A 22,362-nucleotide genomic window follows, 5' to 3' on the forward strand; every position below is an offset into this window, starting at 1 on the left:
TTTATTTATCTATATTTAGAGATTAAAGTGTTATGGTAAAGAAAATTAGAATCTTGTCTGCCTTCATTTTTAAGGAGTATATTTATGAAATTTAACTTTATCACGCTGTTTTTGGCGTCAGCTTTATTGGCGAATACGAGTTTAGGGGTGATGGCCCGAGAAGGTTTGAATTCTACATCGAGTGATTTAAAGACTTTGGAAAAAGCTTCTGAAAAAACAGTTCCTCCCTCTCATGTCATGGCAGTTATTGATGGGAAGAATATTACAGTAGGGCAATTGGATGAGTTAGCGCTAGAAATAAATCCTAATTTAGCGCGTTTTCCTGATGAGCAACGTCGTATAATGGTTTTAAAAGCTTACTTGGATATGCAGGCACTTGCTAAAGCAGCAATTAAGGAGAGCATCGATAAGACCGAAGCTTACGATAAACGTATGGCAGTTATGCGTGAAAATGTTCTTCAGCAGCTTTATTTTAAACAGATGGTTGTTGATAAGATTTCGGATGCTGATTTGGAAGCCCTTTACAATAAAGAAGTTGCTGCTTTACCCAAAGAGGATGAGGTTAAAGCGCGTCATATTTTGGTCAAAACAAAAAAAGAAGCAGAAGCTGTTATTAAGCGTTTAAATAAAGGGGAAAACTTTGAAGAGATTGCAAAAAAGAGTTCAACAGATGGTTCCGCTCCTGTTGGGGGCGATCTTGGTTATTTTAGCCATGGTCAGATGGTCAAGCCTTTCGAAGATGCTGCATTTGGCCTAAAGGTTGGTGAATACACTAAAAAGCCTGTTGAAAGTCCTTTTGGTTGGCATATTATTAAGGTAGAAGACCGTCGTGTGAAACAACCTCCTGCATTTGATGATATTAAAGAAATGTTGCGTACACAATTGATAAAAGAGCGCTACCAAAAACTGATTGTTGATTTGCGCAGCAAGGTAGATGTAAAATATCCTGATCCTAATGTTATGAAGCTCATGCAATCGCTTAATCAAAATGGAATATCGTTTCCGGATGAAACATCCGATGAAGAAGACACGGAATAGTGAGGAAGAAGAAGCAGATAATATATTTGCTGGGTGTTTTGATAGATTGATTCTGTTCAAAAAGCCTAGCATTTGTTTATTAGAGGTTATTCATCTGCAATCATTTTACCTGTTTTTATGGAAAGCATATTGTGGCTTTTAAAATATCTCCTTTGTCTCCCCAAAACATACAGGAACTTCCGCCATTATTTGGTGTGCGGATAGCAACAGCTGAAGTTGGGATTAAATATAAAGGTCGTACAGATCTTCTTTTCATCGTATTCGATGAGCCAGCAAGTGTGGCAGGTGTTTTTACGCGTTCAAAATGCCCGTCTGCATCTGTAGAGCATTGCCGCGCATCGCTGCCTCATGGGATTGCTAGGGGTGTTGTTGTTAACTCTGGGAATGCAAATGCTTTTACGGGACGCAAAGGAAAGCACACAACAAATGAAATCACGCGCGCAGCAGCGAGTGCTTTAAAGGTTAGAGAAAATGAAATTTTTATAGCTTCTACGGGTGTTATTGGTGAGCCAATGGATGCATCGGGTATTGTAAATCTTTTACCAAGCATGGCGGAGACCGCAAAAGAAGAGAATTGGTTGGAGGCTGCAAAAGCCATTATGACGACTGATACATTTCCAAAACTTGCTACGCGCAGATTTGATTGTGGGGGAGAGACTGTTATCATTAATGGAATTGCAAAAGGCGCTGGTATGATTGCACCGGATATGGCAACGATGCTATCTTTTGTCGTAAGCGATGCAAGAATTTCTCCGGATATACTTCAATCTATGTTATCTGAGGCGGTCCAGGAGTCTTTCAATTCGATTACTGTCGATAGCGATACCTCAACATCAGACACACTTATGATGTTTGCAACAGGAAAAGCGAAGGCAGGTTTTTCCTGCCTTACATGTAAAGCTGATCCACGTTATGAGGTATTTTTGAGGCAATTGAGTGCGCTTCTGCGTGATCTTGCATTACAAGTTGTTTGTGATGGTGAGGGTGCACGTCATTTAATTGAGGTTAATGTGACTGGTGCCACAACAGACAATGCTGCGAAGATTATTGCCCTATCAATTGCAAACTCACCACTTGTAAAAACAGCTATTGCTGGTGAAGATGCTAACTGGGGACGGGTGGTTATGGCAGTTGGTAAGGCAGGTGTTGAAGTAGACCGTGATCTATTAACGATTTGGTTTGGTGAACACCGTTTGGCAATCAATGGCGAACGAGATCCTGAGTATTGTGAAGAGACAATAGGCGCTTATATGCAAGGGAAACACATCACAATTCGCGTTGATATTGGTCTAGGAAGCGGTAAGGCGACAGTTTGGTCTTGCGATTTAACGAAGGAATACGTTATGATCAACGGTGATTACAGAAGCTAACTGATGTACCATAAACTTGACATTGAGTATCTGTATATTTTCTCGGAGAGAGCTGGGTGTCTTAATTTTTCCATGTTAGAGTAGGGGGGTATTATAGAAGAGACGATTATTTTATTATCCCTAGTGGAGGATGGTATGCGTATAAAAAGTTCACTTCTTCTTGTTGTTGCATGCGCGTTGTTAGATAAAAATAATCGTGTTTTGCTTACAGAACGTCCTCAAGGAAAATCAATGGCTGGTTTATGGGAGTTTCCTGGTGGAAAAGTTGAGCAAGGTGAGACTCCAGAGGCATCATTGATTCGTGAGTTAGAGGAAGAACTTGGTGTTCATGTTCAGCCAAGTGATTTATTACCTTTAACATTTGCAAGTCATGGCTATGAAACATTTCATCTCTTAATGCCTTTGTATATTTGTTACCATTATGAGGGCATTGCGCAAGGACGAGAGGGTCAAAATTTAAAATGGGTTTTTATTGATGATCTTGATAAATATCCTATGCCGGATGCTGACAAGCCATTAGTTCAGGTATTGAAAAAATTTCTTCTTTAGTAGGTTTATGAGAAGAAAATATCGCTTACAGATAAGGAATGTCTGTTTTATAAGGCATTGATAGTCAAGAAAATTTTGTGTGTGTGTGATTACTATCATTGTGATGTATTTATACGATAATAAGTTGTGTTATAAGCATAAATGACCATTTTTATAGTGGGTTATTCTCTCTTGATGTTGTATTGCTTCATTATTTTAAACGCTTTTACTTTGAATGTTTCTGAAAGCTTTGAAGTTGAACGAAAAAAATGGTGAAGTCTAGCAATAGCTTTTATCTTTGTGATTTAATCCTCTTCTAAAGCCAATACATCAATCACTCATTGAATAGTTTTTCTGATTTGAATTGTCTAATACTAATTTATATTTTAAAATCAGTATGCTGCCTATAAAATACCTGCTTTAATGAAAGCTATTCAGTAAACCGGTTGATAAGTTATCACACTATCCAGAACGCATGAATGTCGGTAAAGATTTTTAAATGGATGCTAAATATGAGCCTTAAGAAAAGACCGAGTGATTAATCCCATTCTATATAAATAAGCTTGTGAAAATGTTTTTCATTCATATATGACTTGTAGCTAGCTACAATCCATATCGTTATTTTTAAGGTTTCAAAATAGACTCACGGAAGAATATAACACCGGAAGTATTTGTTAGCTGTACCCATATAAAAGCACGTATTACATTCCCTGAATTGGGCGGCGTTTTTCTATGGGATATTGATGTTTTTTAGCAATACGCGTAATCGCTTCTTCTAAGGGTTCGATCATAACATCCATCGAGAAGCCATTTGCATGAATGATATTTTCATGATCAATCATAATGGCAACATGGCCTTTCCAAAAAATCAAGTCACCTCTTTGAAGAGTATCACTGTCTGTAAGTTGTTTACCTATAGTTTTTTGCTGCATGTCAGTATCGCGTAAAACCATTTGGTCGGTCATTATCATGGAGAGCTGAACCAGCCCCGAGCAATCAATTCCGAAACCACTGATACCACCCCAGAGGTAAGGCGTGTGAACAAAAGCTTCGGCAACTGTAACGTAATCTTCGTATACACGCCCAATGGGACTGAGATGATGGGTAATGATTGCTTTTCTATTTTCAAGTATAGAATACATTGTGCCACGAACTTCAATTTCATCAACAACACTTACTTTGCTTCCCATGGATAAGGAGCATTCCATTGGACTGCGCAAGTCAGCTTGTAAATATTGAAAGGTGCGTGGTACTGAAACGACATGCGTTTGTTTCACGGTTGATGTACAAAGAACTGTTGTATCAATATAACCGACATAACCATCTTTGAGTGATTGACCCCACGACATTGTTTCCCCTTGTTCAAAGATGAGAAGTTCTTCTCCTAATAAGCACTCTGTTTGTCTTTCGCTTTTTTTATTGTTCTCTTTAAAAAGCCCAGCGACAGCTGTATTAACGCGCTTTTTTTCACCTTGAACAAAGCGTTGAGCTGCAATTTCTGTTTCAAGACGTTGATCTGCTAAATCATTTCTGAATGCATATAACCTTGGATCTTTAGAGACCATCTATTTACCTTCCACTTTTTGAGCTTTTTGCCTTTAAGCAGACTTATAAAACTGCATTGGTAAGATGTTTTACCCTCAAATAAAGCACAGAGCACAATTTAAGAGGGTAAGCAATCTCTCTTAAAATTACAGAATTGTCCATCTTTGTGGATATTTTGTGTCAGTCTTAATTTTTAAAGAGGTTATAAAGAGCACGAATAGCTTGTGCAGAACCACCGACAGGATAGCCTGGTTTTTCTTTTTGAACCCACCCATAAAGATCAAAATGCGCAAAATGTTCAGCGTTTTCAACAAAAGAGTTAAGAAATAAAGCAGCGACTATAGAGCCAGCAAAGCTACTTCCACTTACATTGTTAAGATCAGCAATTGGTGATGATAACATTTCCTTATAGGGATTCCAAAGTGGCATTTGCCAAAGAGGATCGGAAACAGAATGGGCAGATTGAGAAATTTGTTGTGCCCATATTGAATCATTACAATAAAATGCGGGAAGATCTGGCCCTAATGCTATATGGGCCGCTCCTGTTAAAGTAGCCATACAAAGCATAAATTGTGGACTTTCTTCATCACCATAGGCGAGTGCATCAGCAAGGACAAGCCGACCTTCAGCATCTGTATTACCAACTTCAATATTTAAACCTTTACGACTTTGGAGAATATCGCCTGGTCTATAAGCATTGGCAGAAATCGCATTTTCAACGGCTGGAATCAACACACGTAGACGAAAGGGTAATTTGGCATCCATGATAAGTTTAGCCAATCCCAAAACATGTGCACTACCTCCCATGTCTTTTTTCATGAGCAACATGTTATTGGCTGATTTAATATTAAGGCCTCCAGTATCGAAGGTTACACCTTTGCCAACCAACGTTATTTTAGGGTGATTTTCTTGCCCCCATAGTAACTCAATTAGCCGTGGTGCAGTGCTGCTTGCTCGTCCTACGGCATGGATCATCGGAAAATTATGTGTTAAGAGATCATCTCCATAGATGCTTTGGACATGAGCACCGTAGGTTTTCCCCAATTGGCGTGCTTCTTTTTCGAGAGTATCAGGATTCATATCATTGGCTGGAATATTGATGAGATCACGAACAAAAAAGATGGTTTCATAAATTCGTTGAAGCTCATCGAGATCAACCGTATCGTTAACATGGATCGATAACGATTGGGAGGAAGAGTTTTTATGATAGCGGTTGAATTGATAACTTCCAAATGCCAATCCAAGATAGCTATTTATTTCATGGGAGGCTGTGCCTTCTAAATGCCAATGTCCAGCAGGAAGCTTTTTAGCAAGAAGCCCTGTAATAAAAGGTTCATCACCATTGCCAAGTCCAAATAAAACTTTTTTTAAATGCCCCGTTTCGTGAGGAATGAATAATGTTTGTCCTGCTTTTCCAGTGAAATCATTAACTTTCATCCATGCTATTGTTGATGGATCAAGAGTTAAATCCGCAAGATTTTTTTGGTCTACCAAGAGGATAGGACAGCTATTATCGACACGTGTTGAGGTAAAGTGAATGTGATGTAAATGCATAATTATGAAATCCTTATAGTCGTCGAAGTGCAACATATTCGACCAAATGGTTTTTTCCTTTTCGTAGAATGAGGTTAGACCGTAGTCGTGTTGGCAATATATTTTCTTGTAAATTTTTAAAATTAATCGTTTGCCAAAGGTTCTCAGCGATTTTTGAAGCCTCCTTTTCATTGAGTTGTGCATAACGGTGAAAGTAAGATTCAGGATTTTGAAAAGCTGTTTTACGTAAACGTTTAAAGCGTTCCAAGTACCAGCGACGAATTACTTCTGTTTCAGCATCTACATAGATTGAGAAATCAAAAAAGTCTGAAACGAAAGGAATGATTTTTCCATCCTTAGGAAGGTCACTGACCTGTAACACATTAATTCCTTCAACAATTAAGATATCGGGACGATCAATGATAATTGTTTGATTTTCCAGAACATCATAGGTCAAATGCGAATAAAGTGGGGCACTCACATTACCAATACCGGCTTTCATAGCAGAAAGAAAGCAAAGTAATTTCTTAATGTCATAGGAATCAGGAAATCCTTTACGATGCATACGATTTTTTTGCTGTAAAACAGCGTTAGGATAGAGAAAACCATCAGTTGTAATCAAATCAACTTTAAGACTAGATGTCCAACGTTTCAAAAGTTCTTGAAGAATACGAGCGGTAGTTGATTTTCCTACAGCAACAGAGCCAGCAATCCCAATGATGAAAGGAGTTTTCTTGGTTCCTTCTTGATGTAAAAATTGTTGACGCTTGTGAAAAAGTTCCTGTACTGCTTCAACATGGCATGATAACAGACGCGATAAGGACAGATAAATGCGTTGTACTTCTTCAAGATTAATTGGATCATCAATTGAGCGTAAACGTTTAATTTCATCAAACGTCAAAGTAAGCGGTGTATCCGCACGAAATTGGGACCATTCTTGTGCAGTAAAGACACGATAAGGTGAATATTGATGAGAAATGGATTTGACTAGGTTGTCTTCTTGATCAATTTTTGAGGGAGCTGTATCAATCATGTTATTAGTCGAGAATTTTTTTGCTGCAGTAATCGATTAAGGTTAGACAAGTGGGTTGTTTTGTATTCAAATGAATTTTATTTTGCGTGTCCCTTTTTTAAAATAATAGACAATCTTTCGTTAACTTATAGTCCAGTCATTCCAGTGTGTATTGATTTGTGCCAATGATAGTCCTTGTGCTAAAAAAGTCCATAAAAGCAGACGTGCTTTTACAGCGGATAGATAACCAGACATGAGAGCACCAGAGGCAATCATATCGACTTCTGAACCTTTATAGCCATAAGTTGTGCGAGTTGTTGAACCAGTGTAGGTACGGCTAGCGATAATAATTGGTACTTTTTGTGCATATTGTCGCACTATTTCGGCTTCTTCAAAACTGCAGTGTCCTGATCCGAAGCCGGCAATGACAAGTCCAGAATATTGCCCACTTTCAAGGCAGAGTTTCATTAATTGTGTATCAGAGGATAAAGAGGAGTATAGGAGTGCGACTTGGTGATCATAGTTTTTGGGAAGAGTAAATGTTGCCGGGAAAAAATTTCGATCATTAAAATAAATCAGTTTTCCTTCCAAAATACTGCCTAAAATACCTACTAAACCTGACTGAAATGTCTCAATTTTGACGGTATGGCTTTTCTGAACCCAATAAGGTGAGTGAATGGTATCATTGATTACAACTAAAACGCCTCTGTTTCGACTTTGTGGGTGAACAGCGACGCGAGTTGCTGCTAAAACGTTAGCCGGTCCATCAGCACCTGCTTCACAGGGTGTACGCATAGCACCAGTTATAATGAGCGGTTCCACTTTATCCCAATAAAGGGAAAGAAAAAAAGCTGTCTCTTCCAGAGTATCAGTGCCTTGGGTTAAAACAACACCTTCTGCGCCAGCCTCTATTTGTTGCGTTGCCCACTCTATTACTTTAAAAAGAATTTTAAAAGATAAAGACCCACTCGGTAATTGTGTCAGTGTTTGCGCATGAATATTAGCAACGTTATTTAAGTCAGGAACACTTTTGATAAGAATATCAGAGGTTAATGTCGGTTGCATTTGTCCAAAACTGTCAGCAGCCATTGCAATTGTTCCTCCTAATGTTCCTATTGCTATTTTTTTCATAATTCTTCCTTTGAAAGACGTAAACAGTTTACAAAAGCTATTTAGCAACAATTTGCATTGATAACAATGATATCATTTTTTTATTTAGCAAATTGAATTGTGCTCATCATTGTGTTTTGCAGTATATGTTCTTAAATAAAGGCAATAATGATTGGATTTTACATTTGATGAAAAGAAATCAATATTAAGGAGTTTCCTTATGACAGAACATAAGCCAGGTATAATGTATGGTACGACTATTGTTACTGTACGAAAAGGTGGCAAAGTAGTGATGGCCGGGGATGGTCAGGTTTCACTTGGACAGACGATTGTGAAAGGCAATGCACGCAAAGTGCGTCGTCTTGGAAAGGGTGGAGAGGTTATCGCTGGTTTTGCAGGTGCTACAGCAGATGCTTTCACTTTGCTGGAAAGATTGGAAATGAAGCTTGAGCAATATCCTGATCAGCTCATGCGTGCGTGTGTAGAACTTGCAAAAGACTGGCGAACAGACCGCTATTTACGTCGTCTTGAAGCAATGATGCTTGTGGCTGATAAGAAAGTAACTTTAGCTTTAACAGGGCTTGGTGATGTCTTAGAACCAGAAGACGGGGTTATGGCAATTGGTTCTGGAGGAAATTTTGCTCTTTCGGCTGCTCGGGCACTTATGGATATGGATTTGGATGCAGAAGCCGTTGCCCGTAAAGCTATAGATATTGCCGCTAAAATTTGTGTTTACACCAATGATCATTTTACAATTGAAACATTGGGTACAGAATTATCTTCTTTAGAGAAAGCTATTTGAATGTGTGTTGTATTTTCCCCTCGTGAGACTGTTTCCGAACTTGATCGTTTTATTATTGGTCAAAATGATGCCAAACGTTCTGTTGCTATCGCGCTGCGTAATCGGTGGCGTAGACAACAGCTTGATGGTTCAATGCGTGAAGAGGTTATGCCAAAAAATATTTTGATGATAGGACCAACAGGTGTTGGTAAAACAGGTATAGCGCGTCGATTAGCAAAACTTGCTGGAGCACCTTTTGTTAAAGTGGAGGCGACTAAATTTACGGAAGTTGGTTACGTGGGACGTGATGTTGAGCAAATTGTTCGTGATCTCGTTGAGGTTGCCATTTCTCTCGTGCGTGAAAAAAAACGGGATGAAGTTAAAGTAAAAGCTCATGTTAATGCTGAAGAGCGTGTTTTAGATGCCCTTGTTGGTAAGACAGCAAGTCCTGCTACCCGTGATAGTTTTCGCAAAAAATTGCGCGAAGGTGAATTAGATGAGAAAGAGATTGAAATTGAAGTAGCCGATAATAACAGCAATAGCGCTTCAACCTTTGATATTCCTGGTATGCCTGGTGCGCAAATGGGAATTATGAATTTATCAGATATTTTTGGCAAAATGGGGAGTCGTACAAAGGTTCGCAAAACGACAGTAAAAGATGCTTTTAAGCCCCTCATTGATGATGAGTCTGAAAAGCTTCTTGACCAAGATCAAATTGTTCAAGAAGCGCTCCGTGTTGCTGAAAATGAAGGAATTGTTTTTATCGATGAGATTGATAAAATTGCAACCCGAGATGGTGGAGCAAGCGCTGCAGTTTCGCGTGAGGGAGTTCAGCGGGATCTTTTGCCTTTGGTTGAAGGGACAACAATTTCTACAAAATATGGTCAAATCAAAACAGATCATATTCTTTTTATTGCGTCAGGTGCATTTCATGTTTCCAAGCCATCTGATTTATTGCCAGAACTTCAAGGACGTTTGCCCATTCGCGTGGAGCTAAATGCTCTAACAAGGGAAGATTTACGACGTATTTTGACTGAACCTGAAGCTAGCCTGATTAAGCAATATATTGCTTTAATGGCAACAGAGGAGGTTCACTTAGAAATTACCGATGATGCAATTGATGCTTTAGCGGATATTGCTGTGGATTTAAATGCAAGGATTGAAAATATAGGGGCACGTCGTTTGCAAACAGTGATGGAGCGCGTTTTGGATGAGATTTCTTTTACTGCACCTGATAAAGCTGGAACATCGTTTAAAGTTGACGCGGCTTATGTCAGGCAATCTATAGGTGAGCTTGCTGCTGATATTGATCTTTCACGTTTTATTCTTTAGAGCTATCGCTTGTTTTCGTCTATCGGCGTGCTTCGATAACTTTGAAACCATGGGCTTTTTCGTGTATAGATACCGTACGAAAAATATTTTTTAACAATGTTTCATAAGGCAGGTGGCGGTTAGCAACAAGAAGAAAATTGCCGCCTGGCTTTAGGTATTTTGCAGCATTTATAATAAAATGCTGTCCTAATGAAACATCTGTAGTTTGTTGCGTGTGAAACGGTGGGTTTGAAATGATTGTATCATACAGATCAGTGATCGGTTCATGTACAAGATCATGCCAATAAAAATGAACCGGACAAGAAGCCGTTATGCGTTTGAGGTGCTGTTTGGCTGCTTCTAAAGCATTGTAATCAGCTTCATAGAGGTCGAGAGCTGTTAGTTTTTCACTTCTTTCAAGTGCAGCATAAGAAAGAAAACCCCAGCCAGCGCCAAAATCGGCAGTTTTTCCAGAAATAACTTTGTGCATATGCAGAGCAAGCGCGGCAGATCCCGGATCAATACGACCATGTGAGAACATGCCAGGAGAAGTTTGAAATTTATTTTCAAAATTGAGTGGTGGTGAGCGTAACTGCGCAATATTTTGTTTCTCTATTCGTTTTGGAACTTGAAGCCAAAATACTAGCCCATGGTTTTTTGATAATTTATCAGTGATGGGAACAAACGTTTTTACCCATTTCATCATTGAGGCAGCACCGGCGATTTTATTTCCACCGATAATAATCCATCCACCAGGTTTAACACATTCTAACAAATCAAGAAAACAATTTTGATTGAAACCACGATATTTGCTTAAGTGCAAAAATGCACCGTCATAGGTGAAAGCCTTATCTATTTGGGGAGAGCAGTGAAACTGAGCATTGGTAAATTTTAAAAACTCTGATCGCCAAGGCGTTATAACTTTTAAGTTTTGCACCCATTTTGGAGCAGGGATTTCTATTAAACCAAAACTCAACCAAGATTGGCTTGGACTGGGAGGAGGGAGGCCATGTTTTTCAAAAGGTAAAAACAGCAACACATGTGGTTCTTTCAAAGAAAAATGCCATTCCGATAAGGATGGCATTTTATTTCATGACAAGGAGGAAGATTACTTTTCTTTTATCGGCCTATCACCGGTAATTTCTTCACCGGTTTGTTGGTTGACGATTTTCATTGATAGTCGAACTTTACCACGTTCATCAAAGCCCATTAATTTAACCCAAACTTTATCGCCTTCTTTAACAACATCTGTTGTTTTTGTAACGCGCTCTGACGCGAGTTGAGAGATATGAACGAGCCCATCACGTGAGCCAAAGAAGTTTACAAATGCGCCGAACTCTGCCGTTTTTACAACTGTTCCTTGGTAGATGGCACCAACTTCAGGTTCATCAACAATGGAATGGATCCAACGTTTTGCTGCTTCAATGGTTTTAGCATCAGTAGAAGCAATTTTAATTGTCCCATCATCTTCAATATTGATTTTTGCTCCAGTTTGTTCAACGATTTCTCGAATAACTTTACCGCCAGAGCCGATAACATCGCGAATTTTATCAACAGAAATGTTCATAACTTCAATGCGTGGAGAAAATTCGCTGAGCTCAGCACGTGCACTGGTTAAAGCTTTGGCCATTTCGTTAAGGATGTGGATTCGACCATCTTTGGCTTGTTCAAGTGCGATTTTCATAATTTCTTCGGTAATACCATCAATTTTGATATCCATTTGCAAGGCGGTAATACCATTTTCTGTTCCTGCTACTTTAAAATCCATGTCTCCAAGATGATCTTCATCTCCTAAAATATCAGACAGAATAGCAAAACGGTCACCTTCCTTAATCAAGCCCATGGCAATACCTGCGATGGGGCGTGCTAAAGGAACACCGGCATCCATTAGAGCAAGTGAAGTACCACAAACAGTTGCCATGGAAGAAGATCCATTGGATTCAGTAATTTCTGAGACAGCACGAATAGTATAAGGAAAAGATTCCTTGGTTGGCAACATAGGGTGAATAGCGCGCCACGCCAATTTACCATGTCCAATTTCGCGGCGGCCAGGAGAGCCAAGACGCCCCACTTCACCCACTGAAAATGGCGGAAAATTGTAATGAAGGAGAAACGTTTCTTTATACATACCTGTTAAGGAGTCAACATATTGTTCATCTTCACCGGTTCCTAGTGTTGCAACGACAATTGCTTGTGTTTCTCCACGGGTAAAGAGTGCTGAGCCATGTGTGCGGGGTAAAATACCAACTTCTGATTGGATGGAACGTACTGTTGAAAGGTTACGCCCATCAATACGCTTTTCCGTATCAAGAATGTTCCAACGAACAATTTTTGCTTGCAGCTGTTTGAAAACGGTTGCAATTTGATCTGCGCTAAATTTACAGTCTTCTTCTGTTTCTGGCATAAGCTTATTGATGACTTCTGTTTTTAGTGCATCAATCGCAGCGTAACGTTCTTGTTTATCGGCAATTGTGTAGGCCTTTCGTATATCCTGTTCGGCCATTTCCAGCATAGTCGTTTCGAGATCAGAGAGATCTTCAGGAACAAAATCACGTGGATCTTTTGCAGCAACTTCGGCAAGTTTGATGATGGCATCAAGGACAGGTTGAAAGCCTTTGTGCCCAAACATCACGGCACCCAACATGATATCCTCTGGTAATTCTTGTGCTTCTGATTCAACCATCAACACAGCACTTTCCGTTCCGGCAACAACAAGATCAAGTTTTGATTCGGGCATTTCATCGATATGAGGATTGAGAACATATTGTCCGTTACAGTAGCCGACACGGGCACCAGCAATGGGACCCATGAAAGGAACACCTGATAAGGTTAATGCAGCAGAAGATGCAATCATCGCAAGGATATCGGGATTATTTTCGAGATCATGCTGTATAACGGAAACAATAACTTGCGTATCATTTTTATAACCGTCAGCGAAGAGGGGGCGAATTGGACGATCAATCAAACGTGAAATCAATGTTTCATTTTCTGTGGGTCGGCTTTCACGTTTTAGATAACCACCAGGTATTCTACCAACAGCATAAGATTTTTCTTGATAGTTAACGGTGAGTGGAAAAAAGTCTTGGTCTGGTTTTGGACTTCTTGCCGATACAACGGTTGCTAAGACAATGGTTTCTCCGTAGGTAGCAACCACTGCACCATCAGCTTGACGCGCTATTTTCCCTGTTTCAATGGTGAGCGGCCGACCAGCCCACTCAATTTCTATCTTGTGCGTTTCGAACATTTTTTATCCTTAATGACCGGTGCTCACATTTTGGTTTTGCGTAGCATATTGTAAAGCTATGGACAGGGTAAAAAGACACTTCTGTCTTTTTGCGAGAAGAGAAGAGTAAGACGCAACCTAAACGCGAAGAAACTAATAACCCTGCCTCATTATGATTATGTTTCAGTTTTTTAAAGTTTTTAACTAAAGGCAGCAAGCTGAAAAAAAATGGGTGGTTTTTGTAGAAACACAACCCACCCATTTTTCTTTTAGCGACGCAAACCTAACTTTCTGATAAGTGTCTGATAACGATTTTGGTCAATTTCTTTAAGGTAATCAAGAAGACGACGGCGTTGAGATACCATCTTCAAAAGACCACGACGAGAATGGTTATCTTTTTTGTGAGATTTAAAATGGTTAGTCAAATTAGAAATACGTTCAGAAAGCACAGCAACCTGCACTTCTGGTGATCCTGTATCACCAGCTTTATTTGCGTATTCTGCAACAAGAGCTCGTTTACGTTCAACTGTAATCGACATCGTGTTATCCTTTCAAGAAACGAAGAAAAAAGTCACCCATAGCCGAGATGTCGTCCAGCAAGGGTCTGTGATGGTATAAAAAGAGTTGAAGACTCTTACTTATTTTTGCATTTATATAGTAAAGAAGGTTAAAATGCTAGCCCTTGAAACCATTTTGAAGATCTTCTTTCAAAATGGTTTTATCTTGGAACATTGATTTTAACAATATTTTATGAGAAATTTTTAAAGAATTATGCATCCTTTTGATACAAAAATTGCTGCTTTATATAGTGTGTGTATGGTAATAAAAGCGATAAAATGCCGATTTGGAGACAAAAGATGCAGAACACTTCAACATTAGAACTTTTTCGTAATTCGGTATTTCGAAACTTATGGTCGTCCACTCTCATTTCTAATTTAGGGGGGCTCATACAGGCTGTAGGAGCAGGGTGGTTAATGGCATTGATTAGTTCTTCGCATTCCATGGTTGGGTTTGTTCAAAGCGCTACAACATTACCACTTGTTATGTTTTCTTTGATGGCAGGAGCATTAGCTGACAATTTTAATCGCCGCAAAATTATGTTGTGTGCACAGATTATGATGATGGTTATATCAATTAGTTTGGCTGTTTTATCCTATGTGGGCTTTCTAACACCTTGGCTTTTATTATGTTCTACGTTTTTGATTGGGTGTGGAACTGCCTTTTATAATCCTTCTTGGCAGGCAACAATAGGAGACATTGTCAGCAGGGAGAATATTCCTGCTGCTGTCAGTTTGAATAGTGTCGGCTTTAATTTGATGCGTAGTATAGGTCCCGCTATTGGTGGTGCTGTCATTGCTACTCTGGGTGCAGCTGCAGCTTTTTTGTTTAATGCGATAAGTTACATTCCTTTAATTGGTGCTTTGTTTTTCTGGAAAACAAGCTATGAAAATAACACGTTGCCACGAGAAAGACTTTTAGGAGCTGTATCAGATGGTTTGCGTTATGTCGCGATGTCTCCTAATCTTCTTAATATTATGGTTAGGGCGTTCCTTTTTGGTATTGGAGCGATTTCAATTTTAGCACTTTTGCCAATTGTTGTGCATAGAATTCTCGGGGGAAGTGCACTTCTTTATGGTACATTGCTCGGTTGTTTTGGTTTAGGGGCGATGGCAGCTGGTATCATTAATTCATCTGTACGGCATTATTTTCGTTCAGAGACAATTGTTGCGAGTGCATTTATTGGTTTTGCTTTTTCTTGCTTTTTTTTGGCAATGAGTCGTTCGCTAATTGTAAGCCATATTATCTTATTTCCTGCAGGTTTATGTTGGGTTTTGGTGTTATCCCTGTTTAATACATCTGTACAGCTTTCTACACCACGCTGGGTTGTTGCACGTGCTTTGGCACTTTATCAAACGGCGTCTTATGGGGGAATGGCTATTGGAAGTGCAGTTTGGGGTGTTCTAGCTGATGCTTATTCTCCAACAGTTGCTTTGAGTATTTGTTCTCTATTCTTGGTTTTTGGAGCTCTTGCAGGGGTGAAATTTAGAATTCAGGAAATTCTCCAGATAGACTTTGATCCGCTAGACCATTTCAGAGAGCCAGAGCTTTTACTCGATCTAAAAGCACGAAGCGGTCCGATCATGATTATGATTGATTACCAAATTCATGAAAGTGATCTCGAAGAATTTCTCAAAGTGATGACACGTCGTCGTCATATTCGCTTACGTGATGGTGCTCGTCAATGGGTTCTTTTACGTGATCTTGAAAGACCTGAATATTGGACGGAAGCGTATCATATGCCAACATGGGTAGATTATTTGCGCCATAATCACCGTCGCATAAAAGCAGATGCAGAGGTGAATAAGCTTTTGCGTCACTTAAATCGTATGCCAAATGGCATAAGAGTACACCGTATGATTGAGCGGCAGACAATACCACATGCCAATGAGATGCATTTAAAGCCTTCTACTGACCAATTACCTTGATGGTAACAGGGTTAGGTGTAGAGTACAATAAGAAGAGCTTCATTTTTCATGGACATGGGAAAATATCTCTCTGCAAGAGATTGTTATGAGAAAAAGCGGTTAAATTGTGAAAATCCGCTTTGGTTTAAATTGGCTTTTGTCAAGAGTGCCTATAGCAAGAAGTTGGCCTTTGTAGACGACACAAACTTCATCTTCATCAATAGGTGCATTGCGATCATAGAGGGACACAGAATTGCCCATCATAACTCGCTGTGCTTGGGTTTCGTTGCTAAGGGTGTAATGAGAGAGGCAATCCAATGCAGCACCTGTTTCAATTAAAAGTGCATCAAGTGTGGAAAAGTTTCTTTTGGAAGGGGCTCCATTTTCATTTGTTACATTTTTATCTAGTCCTATCGCTTTTAGCGTATCCCATGTGATGAGATCATCTTCACAAAAAGGTGCCACTGCGATACGCCTTAAATCAGCAATATGCCCATAACAACCGAGATCACGTCCCATATCACGTGCTAAGGAACGTACATAGGTTCCTTTTCCGCATGTTATTTCAAAGATAGAGCGTTCTTTGGTAGCAGTTTCTATTAATTTAAAAGTTTCTATTTTCACTTGGCGCGGCGGAATTTTAACATTCTCACCTTCACGTGCAAGATTATAGGCGCGGTTACCAGAAATTTTAATTGCCGAAAACTGTGGAGGTGTTTGCAAAATAACACCTGTATATTGAGGAAGAAGAGCAAGTATTTCTTCTTGTGTTGGACGTTTGAGAGATGTTTTAGTTATTTCACCCTCTAGATCGTCTGTTGAGCGTTCTTCTCCCCAAGCAATGTGAAAACGATAGGTTTTTGTGTTTTGCATAACGTAGGAAACGGTTTTGGTTGCTTCTCCCAATGCAATTGGCAGAAGACCAGAAGCAAGAGGATCAAGCGTTCCCGCATGCCCTGCTTTTTGTGCATGAAAAAGCCGTTTGATTTGTGAAACAGCTTCTGTTGATCCCATCCCTTTTGGCTTATCAAATATTACCCATCCAGAAACAGAACGGCCTTTTTTTTTGCGTTGCCGTGCCATATTTTAGTCCTCAAGTTTATCACTATGGTAAAGATCACGTGCTACTTCAGGTGAGCGAAGCAGGGCATCAATTTTTGAAAAATTATCAAAACTGTTATCAAGTCGAAAACGCAGTTCAGGCATATATTTCATCTGCCGCAACGTATGACTGATTTTTCCACGGATAAAACGGCTATGTTTACTGAGGATATCAACGACATCAACATGAGATGCGTTCTTAAGAGTGCTGAGAGGAGAAACAAAGCAGGTGGCAATTTTTAAATCTGGGGACATGCGTACTTCAGAGATAGAAATTACCATATTTTTTAGGACATCATCGAGTAAAATACCGCCCTGTAGCACATGAGCTACTGCGTGGCGTACTTGTTCTCCTACCCTTAGTTGTCGTTGTGATGGCATTGCATTTTTCATTGAAGTTTCATCCTTGTTACAATTACTCTTCTTTTAACTGGCTTAAAAGATTAAGAAAGAACAGAGATATTGCGCATAAAATCCAATAACTTTTCTCATTTTACAGAGAATAAAGTCATTGGATTATTTTATATTATAATGTGCGATTAATATGCTCGATGCGGAAGGTTTCAATAATGTCTCCTGCGCGCATATCTTCATAGTTTTCAAATGCTATTCCACATTCTTGACCACTTTGTATTTCATTGACTTCATCCTTGAAGCGCTTAAGTGTTTTAAGTTTTCCTTCGTGAATGACAATATTATCGCGAATAAGGCGGATACCAGCTCCCCGTTCTATTTTACCTTCTGTTACGCGACATCCAGCGACTTTTCCGATTTTTGTAATGTTAAAGACTTCTAGAATTTCAGCATTGCCGAGGAAAGTTTCACGCTGCTCTGGTGAGAGTAATCCTGACATAGCAGCTTTTATATCGTCAACAAGATCATAGATGATATTATAATAGCGAATCTCAATTCCTTGTGTTTTAGCGGAGGTGCGCGCTTGTTTGTTGGCTCGAACATTAAAGCCAATCACGGCAGAGTTGGAAGCTTCAGCAAGAGAAATATCACTTTCAGTGATACCTCCAGCGCCAGAGTGCACAATCCGCGCACGCACTTCTTCATTCCCTAACTTTTCTAATGCTGAAGCGATTGCTTCAATTGACCCTTGTACGTCTCCTTTAATAATAAGAGGAAATTCTTTGATGCCAGTGGTTTGTAATTTAGTCATCATCTGTTCAAGAGAACCACGAGAACCAGTTTGCCGGGCTACAGCTTTATCACGTGCTAATCGCTGACGATATTCAGAAATTTCCCGTGCTTTTGCTTCATGGGTGACAACAGCAAAACGGTCACCAGCTTGTGGTGTTCCTTGCATGCCCAAAATTTCAATGGGTGTAGAGGGAACTGCTTCTTTTATATGACGACCATGGTCGTCAATCAAGGCACGCACACGACCCCATTCATTACCAGCAACAATAATATCAGAAGGATGCAATGTACCTTTTTGAACAAGAACGGTTGCAACAGATCCACGACCCCGATCCAGTTTAGCTTCAATAACAACGCCTTCTGCTGTTCGTTTGGGATCTGCTTTTAGATCAAGAATTTCAGCTTGAAGGAGAATAGCTTCGAGAAGTTTATCAAGATTTTGACCGGTTTTAGCAGAAACTTCGACTTCCAAAGTTTCTCCACCCATGCTTTCAACAAACACTTCGTGTTGTAAAAGTTCTGTACGCACTTTTTGCGCATCAGCAGCTGGTTTATCAATTTTGTTGATAGCAACAATAATTGGCACTCCAGCAGCCTTAGCATGATTGATTGATTCAATCGTTTGCGGCATGACACTATCATCAGCAGCTACAACTAGAACGGCAATATCCGTAACACGCGCTCCACGAGCACGCATAGCCGTGAAGGCGGCATGTCCAGGTGTATCAATAAAGGTAATCTTTTGACCGTTTTGCTCCACTTGATAAGCACCAATATGCTGTGTAATACCTCCCGTTTCCCCAGAAACAACATTCGCTTTTCGAATAGCATCGAGAAGAGAAGTTTTTCCGTGGTCAACATGGCCCATAATTGTTACGACAGGTGGACGCTGCCGCATTTTTTTAGGATTATCAGCTATATTAAAGATGCCTTCTTCTATGTCAGATTCTAAAACACGTTTAACAGTGTGACCAAATTCAACGGCGATGAGCTCAGCAACATCCGCATCAATAACATCGCCCGGTTTCATCATTTGTCCCTGTTTCATAAGAAATTTAATCACATCAACAGAACGCTCAGTCATACGCTGCGCAAGTTCTTGAATGGTAATGGTTTCAGGAAGAACAACCTCGCGAGAAATTTTTTCCCTTGGCTCTTGTTGTTGTGCACGTTTAAATTTCTCCTGTCTGCGACGCATTGCAGCCATTGAGCGCCCACGTGAGCCACCTTCTTCATCCAGAGCGCTATTGAGGGTTAGCTTTCCACGGCGCCGTTCGTCAGCACCTTTTACAACTTTGGGTGCACGCACTTCTGATTTAGCAGGGTTAGCGCGTCGGTTATGTCGATCGTCTTCTTTATTGCCATCCGCTTTGCGTTTTTCAATTACAGTTGCATTTTTAGGCGTGATAGGGATATCTATCGGTTCCATGAGTGTGTGAGCAGAGGGAGTAGATGGAGTCTGTGGTGGACTTTCTTCTTTTTTATGTATTTCTGTTTCTTGAATTGACTGCCGCAAACTTTCTTCACGTTCTTTTGCGCGTTTTGCTTCTTCTGCAGCTTGTTCGCGCGTTATTTTTTCTTGGATATGTGCCTCTTCTAACGCGCGAAATCTCGCTTCCATTTCAGCGGATGAGAGATTGCTTTTAGCGACAGGCTCACTCGGCTTTGTTTCTTCGAAACGTGATTTAGAGCGTTGGGGAGCTACATGTGGTTTTGTAATTGGCTGTTGTATTTCAGCTTTTTCATCAGGTCGTGTAATTTTGCGTCGTTTGGTTTCGACAACCACAGCCTTTGTGCGTCCATGGCTAAAATTTTGTTTGACTGCACTTGTTTCTAGAACTGACCGCTTTAGGGTTAGTGTCCTCTTGACTGTTATTTTGTCGTTATTATTTTCACTCATTGTACTTCCTTCACGACTTGTGCCGTCATCTCACCAGGCTTGCTGTGCTTGCCATCACGATAGGCGAGCAGTTTGTATATCGTTTTAAGAAATCCTTCAGCAGCTTTGGTATCCAATAAGGCCGCATGCATTACAGGATTAGCGCCAAAAGCCATCCGCATTTCATCTCTTGTAAATAAAGATATGGTTTTTATATCCCGATTTGTTTGTTGTTGTATTGTATGGATGGCTTGGGCGATCTTTCGCTTTCCATCTTCTGTGGTTTCTTTGGCATGAAGTACAAGAATGACTTGCCCAGAGCGGATAGCTGCATCAACTTTTGTTGCCCCCATGACAATAGCACCTGCTTTTCGCGCCATGGAGAGGCTTCCAAGAGCGGCTTTTAGCAAAAGTGTATCAACAATATGCGCAAGATTTGGTGCAACCTCAACATCTGTTTTAAAACTTTTGTTAAAAGCTTTCCGTTTTATCGCTGCTTCAATAGCAGAATAGTGAGCAGAAATCCAAACGCCACGCCCAGGCAAACTGGATTTAAGATCAGGGATAATTTGATTATTGGGACCAACAACAAAACGAATCAGCGTTTTTGCTGCAGCATTTCTTCTTGTTACAATGCAGGTCCGTTCATTCATTTAAAGTGCATCCACGTTCAAATTATCTATTTTTTCACCTTTTGCAGAGTTTTCACTTTCTGCGGAAGTTTCTGTAACAAGATCAGCTTGGTCTATCCAGCCTGCTTGCACACGTGCGGCTAAAACCATAGCTTCTGCATCAGCACGCGTAATATCAAATGGGGTCAGGATACCAGAAAAATTCTGTGTTTGACCTTCTTTACGCTCTCTCCAACCAGCCAAATCATCGACTGCATAGCCAGCAAAGTCTTCTATTGTTTTCACGCCATCTTCGCCAACAGCAACCAACATAGCACTTGTCATTCCAGGAAGTGTTCGCAATTCATCAGAAACACCAAGTTTTTTGCGCTTTTCATCGAGTTCTTTTTCTTTATGTTCGAGATATTCACGTGCACGGCTTTGGATTTCAGCAGCAGTCTCATGATCAAAACCATCAATGGAAGCGATTTCTTCGAGATCAATATAGGCGATTTCCTCAATGGAAGAAAAGCCTTCTGATGCCATAACCTGCCCGATCATTTCGTCAACATCTAAGGATTCCATAAACAGTTTACTACGTTCAGTAAATTCTTTTTGACGATTTTCAGATTCTTCCTGTTCTGTTAAGATATCAATATTCCATCCCGTTAATTGTGAGGCTAAACGAACATTTTGTCCACGCCGGCCAATAGCAAGACTGAGTTGGTCATCAGGTACGACGACTTCAATACGTTCTGCATCTTCATCGAGAACAACTTTGGAAACTTCAGCGGGTTGCAGTGCATTGACGATAAATGTCGCAGCATCAGGGGACCAAGGAATAATATCAATTTTTTCACCTTGCAATTCTGCAACAACAGCCTGTACGCGGCTTCCTCGCATTCCAACACACGCTCCAACAGGATCAATGGAACCATCTCGTGAGACAACAGCAATTTTAGCACGTGAACCCGGGTCACGAGCAACGGATTTAATTTCTATAATACCATCATAGATTTCTGGCACTTCCATGGTAAAAAGCTTCACCATAAATTGAGGATGTGTGCGTGAAAGAAAAATTTGCGGACCGCGTGATTCACGGTGCACATCATTGACAAAGGCACGAATACGGTCTCCATAGCGGAAAGATTCACGGGGAATTAACTCATCACGGCGCACGATAGCTTCACCACGGCCAAGATCAACGATAACATTGCCATATTCCACACGTTTTACTGTACCAGAAATAATTTCACCAATTTTATTTTTAAATTCTTCGTATTGTTGATCACGTTCTGCATCACGTACCTTTTGTACAATAACCTGTTTAGCAGATTGTGCCGCGATACGTCCAAAGTCCATAGGAGGTAAAAGATCAGAAAAGAAATCACCAATTTTTGCATCTGTTTGGCGTTTGAGTGCATCGGACAAAGTAATTTCACTTGTATAATCTTCAACCACATCAACAATTTTAAGCAGGCGTTGTAATTTAATTTCACCTGTTTTGGAGTTTATTTCGGCACGGATATTGGTTTCTTGACCATAACGAGAACGCGCCGCTTTCTGAATAGCATCGGCCATCGCAGAAATGACAATTTCACGGTCAATTGACTTTTCACGTGCAACAGCATCTGCAATTTGCAGAATTTCAAGCCTGTTAGCGCTTGTAGCCATCAACTTTCTCCTTCTTTGTGCCACACGATAGGCAT

Annotated in this window: 17 protein-coding genes and 1 pseudogene; 6 read left to right on the forward strand and 12 right to left on the reverse strand. The window is 40.1% G+C overall.

Annotated elements, in window-relative coordinates:
- Positions 1-84 precede the first annotated feature (84 nt).
- From V3564_RS00490 to mutT, 3 genes are all read left to right on the forward strand, one after another.
- Positions 85-1,038, forward strand: a complete 954-nt coding sequence (locus V3564_RS00490; protein ID WP_455480913.1) for a peptidylprolyl isomerase — start codon at positions 85-87, stop codon at positions 1,036-1,038.
- Between the two features lie 131 nt (positions 1,039-1,169).
- A complete protein-coding gene (argJ, locus tag V3564_RS00495) occupies positions 1,170-2,408 on the forward strand; it encodes a bifunctional glutamate N-acetyltransferase/amino-acid acetyltransferase ArgJ (RefSeq protein WP_455480914.1) in 1,239 nt (412 codons plus the stop codon).
- A 135-nt stretch (positions 2,409-2,543) separates the two neighbouring features.
- On the forward strand, positions 2,544-2,957 hold the full coding sequence (gene mutT, locus V3564_RS00500; RefSeq protein WP_455480915.1) for an 8-oxo-dGTP diphosphatase MutT: 414 nt from the start codon (positions 2,544-2,546) through the stop codon (positions 2,955-2,957).
- Positions 2,958-3,637: 680 nt separating this feature from the next.
- Here the strand turns inward: mutT and V3564_RS00505 are convergent.
- From V3564_RS00505 to V3564_RS00520, 4 genes are all read right to left on the reverse strand, one after another.
- The gene (locus tag V3564_RS00505; protein ID WP_455480916.1) at positions 3,638-4,501 is read right to left on the reverse strand and encodes a C40 family peptidase; all 864 of its coding nucleotides are present in this window, start codon (positions 4,499-4,501) and stop codon (positions 3,638-3,640) included.
- A gap of 166 nt (positions 4,502-4,667) precedes the next feature.
- On the reverse strand, positions 4,668-6,035 hold the full coding sequence (locus V3564_RS00510; RefSeq protein WP_455480917.1) for a leucyl aminopeptidase family protein: 1,368 nt from the start codon (positions 6,033-6,035) through the stop codon (positions 4,668-4,670).
- Between the two features lie 13 nt (positions 6,036-6,048).
- A complete protein-coding gene (coaA, locus tag V3564_RS00515; protein ID WP_455481487.1) occupies positions 6,049-6,993 on the reverse strand; it encodes a type I pantothenate kinase in 945 nt (314 codons plus the stop codon).
- A gap of 174 nt (positions 6,994-7,167) precedes the next feature.
- Positions 7,168-8,157, reverse strand: coding sequence for an asparaginase (locus V3564_RS00520; RefSeq protein WP_455480918.1), 990 nt, complete (start codon positions 8,155-8,157; stop codon positions 7,168-7,170).
- A gap of 199 nt (positions 8,158-8,356) precedes the next feature.
- Between V3564_RS00520 and hslV the strand changes: the two genes are divergently transcribed.
- Together hslV and hslU are read left to right on the forward strand one after the other, a co-directional pair.
- Positions 8,357-8,938 (forward strand): ATP-dependent protease subunit HslV, encoded by a 582-nt coding sequence (gene hslV / locus V3564_RS00525; RefSeq protein WP_455480919.1) that lies wholly within the window; start codon positions 8,357-8,359, stop codon positions 8,936-8,938.
- Positions 8,939-10,249, forward strand: a complete 1,311-nt coding sequence (gene hslU / locus V3564_RS00530) for an ATP-dependent protease ATPase subunit HslU (protein ID WP_455480920.1) — start codon at positions 8,939-8,941, stop codon at positions 10,247-10,249. It begins immediately after the preceding gene.
- Positions 10,250-10,268: 19 nt separating this feature from the next.
- Here hslU and V3564_RS00535 read toward each other — a convergent pair whose 3' ends face one another.
- From V3564_RS00535 to rpsO, 3 genes are all read right to left on the reverse strand, one after another.
- Positions 10,269-11,267, reverse strand: a complete 999-nt coding sequence (locus V3564_RS00535) for a class I SAM-dependent methyltransferase (RefSeq protein WP_455481488.1) — start codon at positions 11,265-11,267, stop codon at positions 10,269-10,271.
- 69 nt (positions 11,268-11,336) lie between these two features.
- Entirely contained in the window at positions 11,337-13,472 is a 2,136-nt protein-coding gene (gene pnp, locus V3564_RS00540) for a polyribonucleotide nucleotidyltransferase (RefSeq protein WP_455480921.1), read from the reverse strand.
- A 248-nt stretch (positions 13,473-13,720) separates the two neighbouring features.
- On the reverse strand, positions 13,721-13,990 hold the full coding sequence (rpsO, locus tag V3564_RS00545; RefSeq protein ID WP_455480922.1) for a 30S ribosomal protein S15: 270 nt from the start codon (positions 13,988-13,990) through the stop codon (positions 13,721-13,723).
- Positions 13,991-14,308: 318 nt separating this feature from the next.
- Between rpsO and V3564_RS00550 the strand changes: the two genes are divergently transcribed.
- Positions 14,309-15,937, forward strand: coding sequence for an MFS transporter (locus V3564_RS00550; RefSeq protein ID WP_455480923.1), 1,629 nt, complete (start codon positions 14,309-14,311; stop codon positions 15,935-15,937).
- A 99-nt stretch (positions 15,938-16,036) separates the two neighbouring features.
- On the opposite strand, the gene truB is transcribed toward V3564_RS00550, so the two are convergent.
- From truB to nusA, 5 genes and pseudogenes are all read right to left on the reverse strand, one after another.
- Positions 16,037-16,999: a tRNA pseudouridine(55) synthase TruB gene (truB, locus tag V3564_RS00555; protein WP_455480924.1), complete on the reverse strand. Its 963-nt coding sequence runs from the start codon at positions 16,997-16,999 to the stop codon at positions 16,037-16,039.
- 3 nt (positions 17,000-17,002) lie between these two features.
- A pseudogene (gene rbfA, locus V3564_RS00560) lies at positions 17,003-17,413 on the reverse strand (30S ribosome-binding factor RbfA); the annotation flags it as partial.
- A 130-nt stretch (positions 17,414-17,543) separates the two neighbouring features.
- Positions 17,544-20,063 (reverse strand): translation initiation factor IF-2, encoded by a 2,520-nt coding sequence (gene infB, locus V3564_RS00565; RefSeq protein WP_455480925.1) that lies wholly within the window; start codon positions 20,061-20,063, stop codon positions 17,544-17,546.
- Positions 20,060-20,695 carry an RNA-binding protein gene (locus V3564_RS00570; RefSeq protein WP_455480926.1) on the reverse strand — a complete coding sequence of 212 codons (636 nt, stop codon included), beginning with the start codon at positions 20,693-20,695 and terminating at the stop codon, positions 20,060-20,062. The genes infB and V3564_RS00570 overlap by 4 nt, the downstream gene beginning before the upstream one ends.
- Entirely contained in the window at positions 20,696-22,327 is a 1,632-nt protein-coding gene (gene nusA / locus V3564_RS00575; RefSeq protein ID WP_455480927.1) for a transcription termination factor NusA, read from the reverse strand.
- Between the last annotated feature and the right edge of the window lie 35 nt (positions 22,328-22,362).

It is taken from the genome of Bartonella sp. B12(2025) (assembly GCF_053795135.1).

What these genes read in the sequence shown, in the direction of transcription:
- V3564_RS00490 (WP_455480913.1), top strand. Translation starts at nt 85, where the DNA reads ATGAAATTTAACTTTATCACGCTGTTTTTGGCGTCAGCTTTATTGGCG.
- mutT (WP_455480915.1), top strand. Translation starts at nt 2,544, where the DNA reads ATGCGTATAAAAAGTTCACTTCTTCTTGTTGTTGCATGCGCGTTGTTA.
- V3564_RS00505 (WP_455480916.1), bottom strand. Translation starts at nt 4,501, where the DNA reads ATGGTCTCTAAAGATCCAAGGTTATATGCATTCAGAAATGATTTAGCA.
- V3564_RS00510 (WP_455480917.1), bottom strand. Translation starts at nt 6,035, where the DNA reads ATGCATTTACATCACATTCACTTTACCTCAACACGTGTCGATAATAGC.
- V3564_RS00520 (WP_455480918.1), bottom strand. Translation starts at nt 8,157, where the DNA reads ATGAAAAAAATAGCAATAGGAACATTAGGAGGAACAATTGCAATGGCT.
- hslV (WP_455480919.1), top strand. Translation starts at nt 8,357, where the DNA reads ATGACAGAACATAAGCCAGGTATAATGTATGGTACGACTATTGTTACT.
- hslU (WP_455480920.1), top strand. Translation starts at nt 8,939, where the DNA reads ATGTGTGTTGTATTTTCCCCTCGTGAGACTGTTTCCGAACTTGATCGT.
- pnp (WP_455480921.1), bottom strand. Translation starts at nt 13,472, where the DNA reads ATGTTCGAAACGCACAAGATAGAAATTGAGTGGGCTGGTCGGCCGCTC.
- rpsO (WP_455480922.1), bottom strand. Translation starts at nt 13,990, where the DNA reads ATGTCGATTACAGTTGAACGTAAACGAGCTCTTGTTGCAGAATACGCA.
- V3564_RS00550 (WP_455480923.1), top strand. Translation starts at nt 14,309, where the DNA reads ATGCAGAACACTTCAACATTAGAACTTTTTCGTAATTCGGTATTTCGA.
- truB (WP_455480924.1), bottom strand. Translation starts at nt 16,999, where the DNA reads ATGGCACGGCAACGCAAAAAAAAAGGCCGTTCTGTTTCTGGATGGGTA.
- infB (WP_455480925.1), bottom strand. Translation starts at nt 20,063, where the DNA reads ATGAGTGAAAATAATAACGACAAAATAACAGTCAAGAGGACACTAACC.
- V3564_RS00570 (WP_455480926.1), bottom strand. Translation starts at nt 20,695, where the DNA reads ATGAATGAACGGACCTGCATTGTAACAAGAAGAAATGCTGCAGCAAAA.
- nusA (WP_455480927.1), bottom strand. Translation starts at nt 22,327, where the DNA reads ATGGCTACAAGCGCTAACAGGCTTGAAATTCTGCAAATTGCAGATGCT.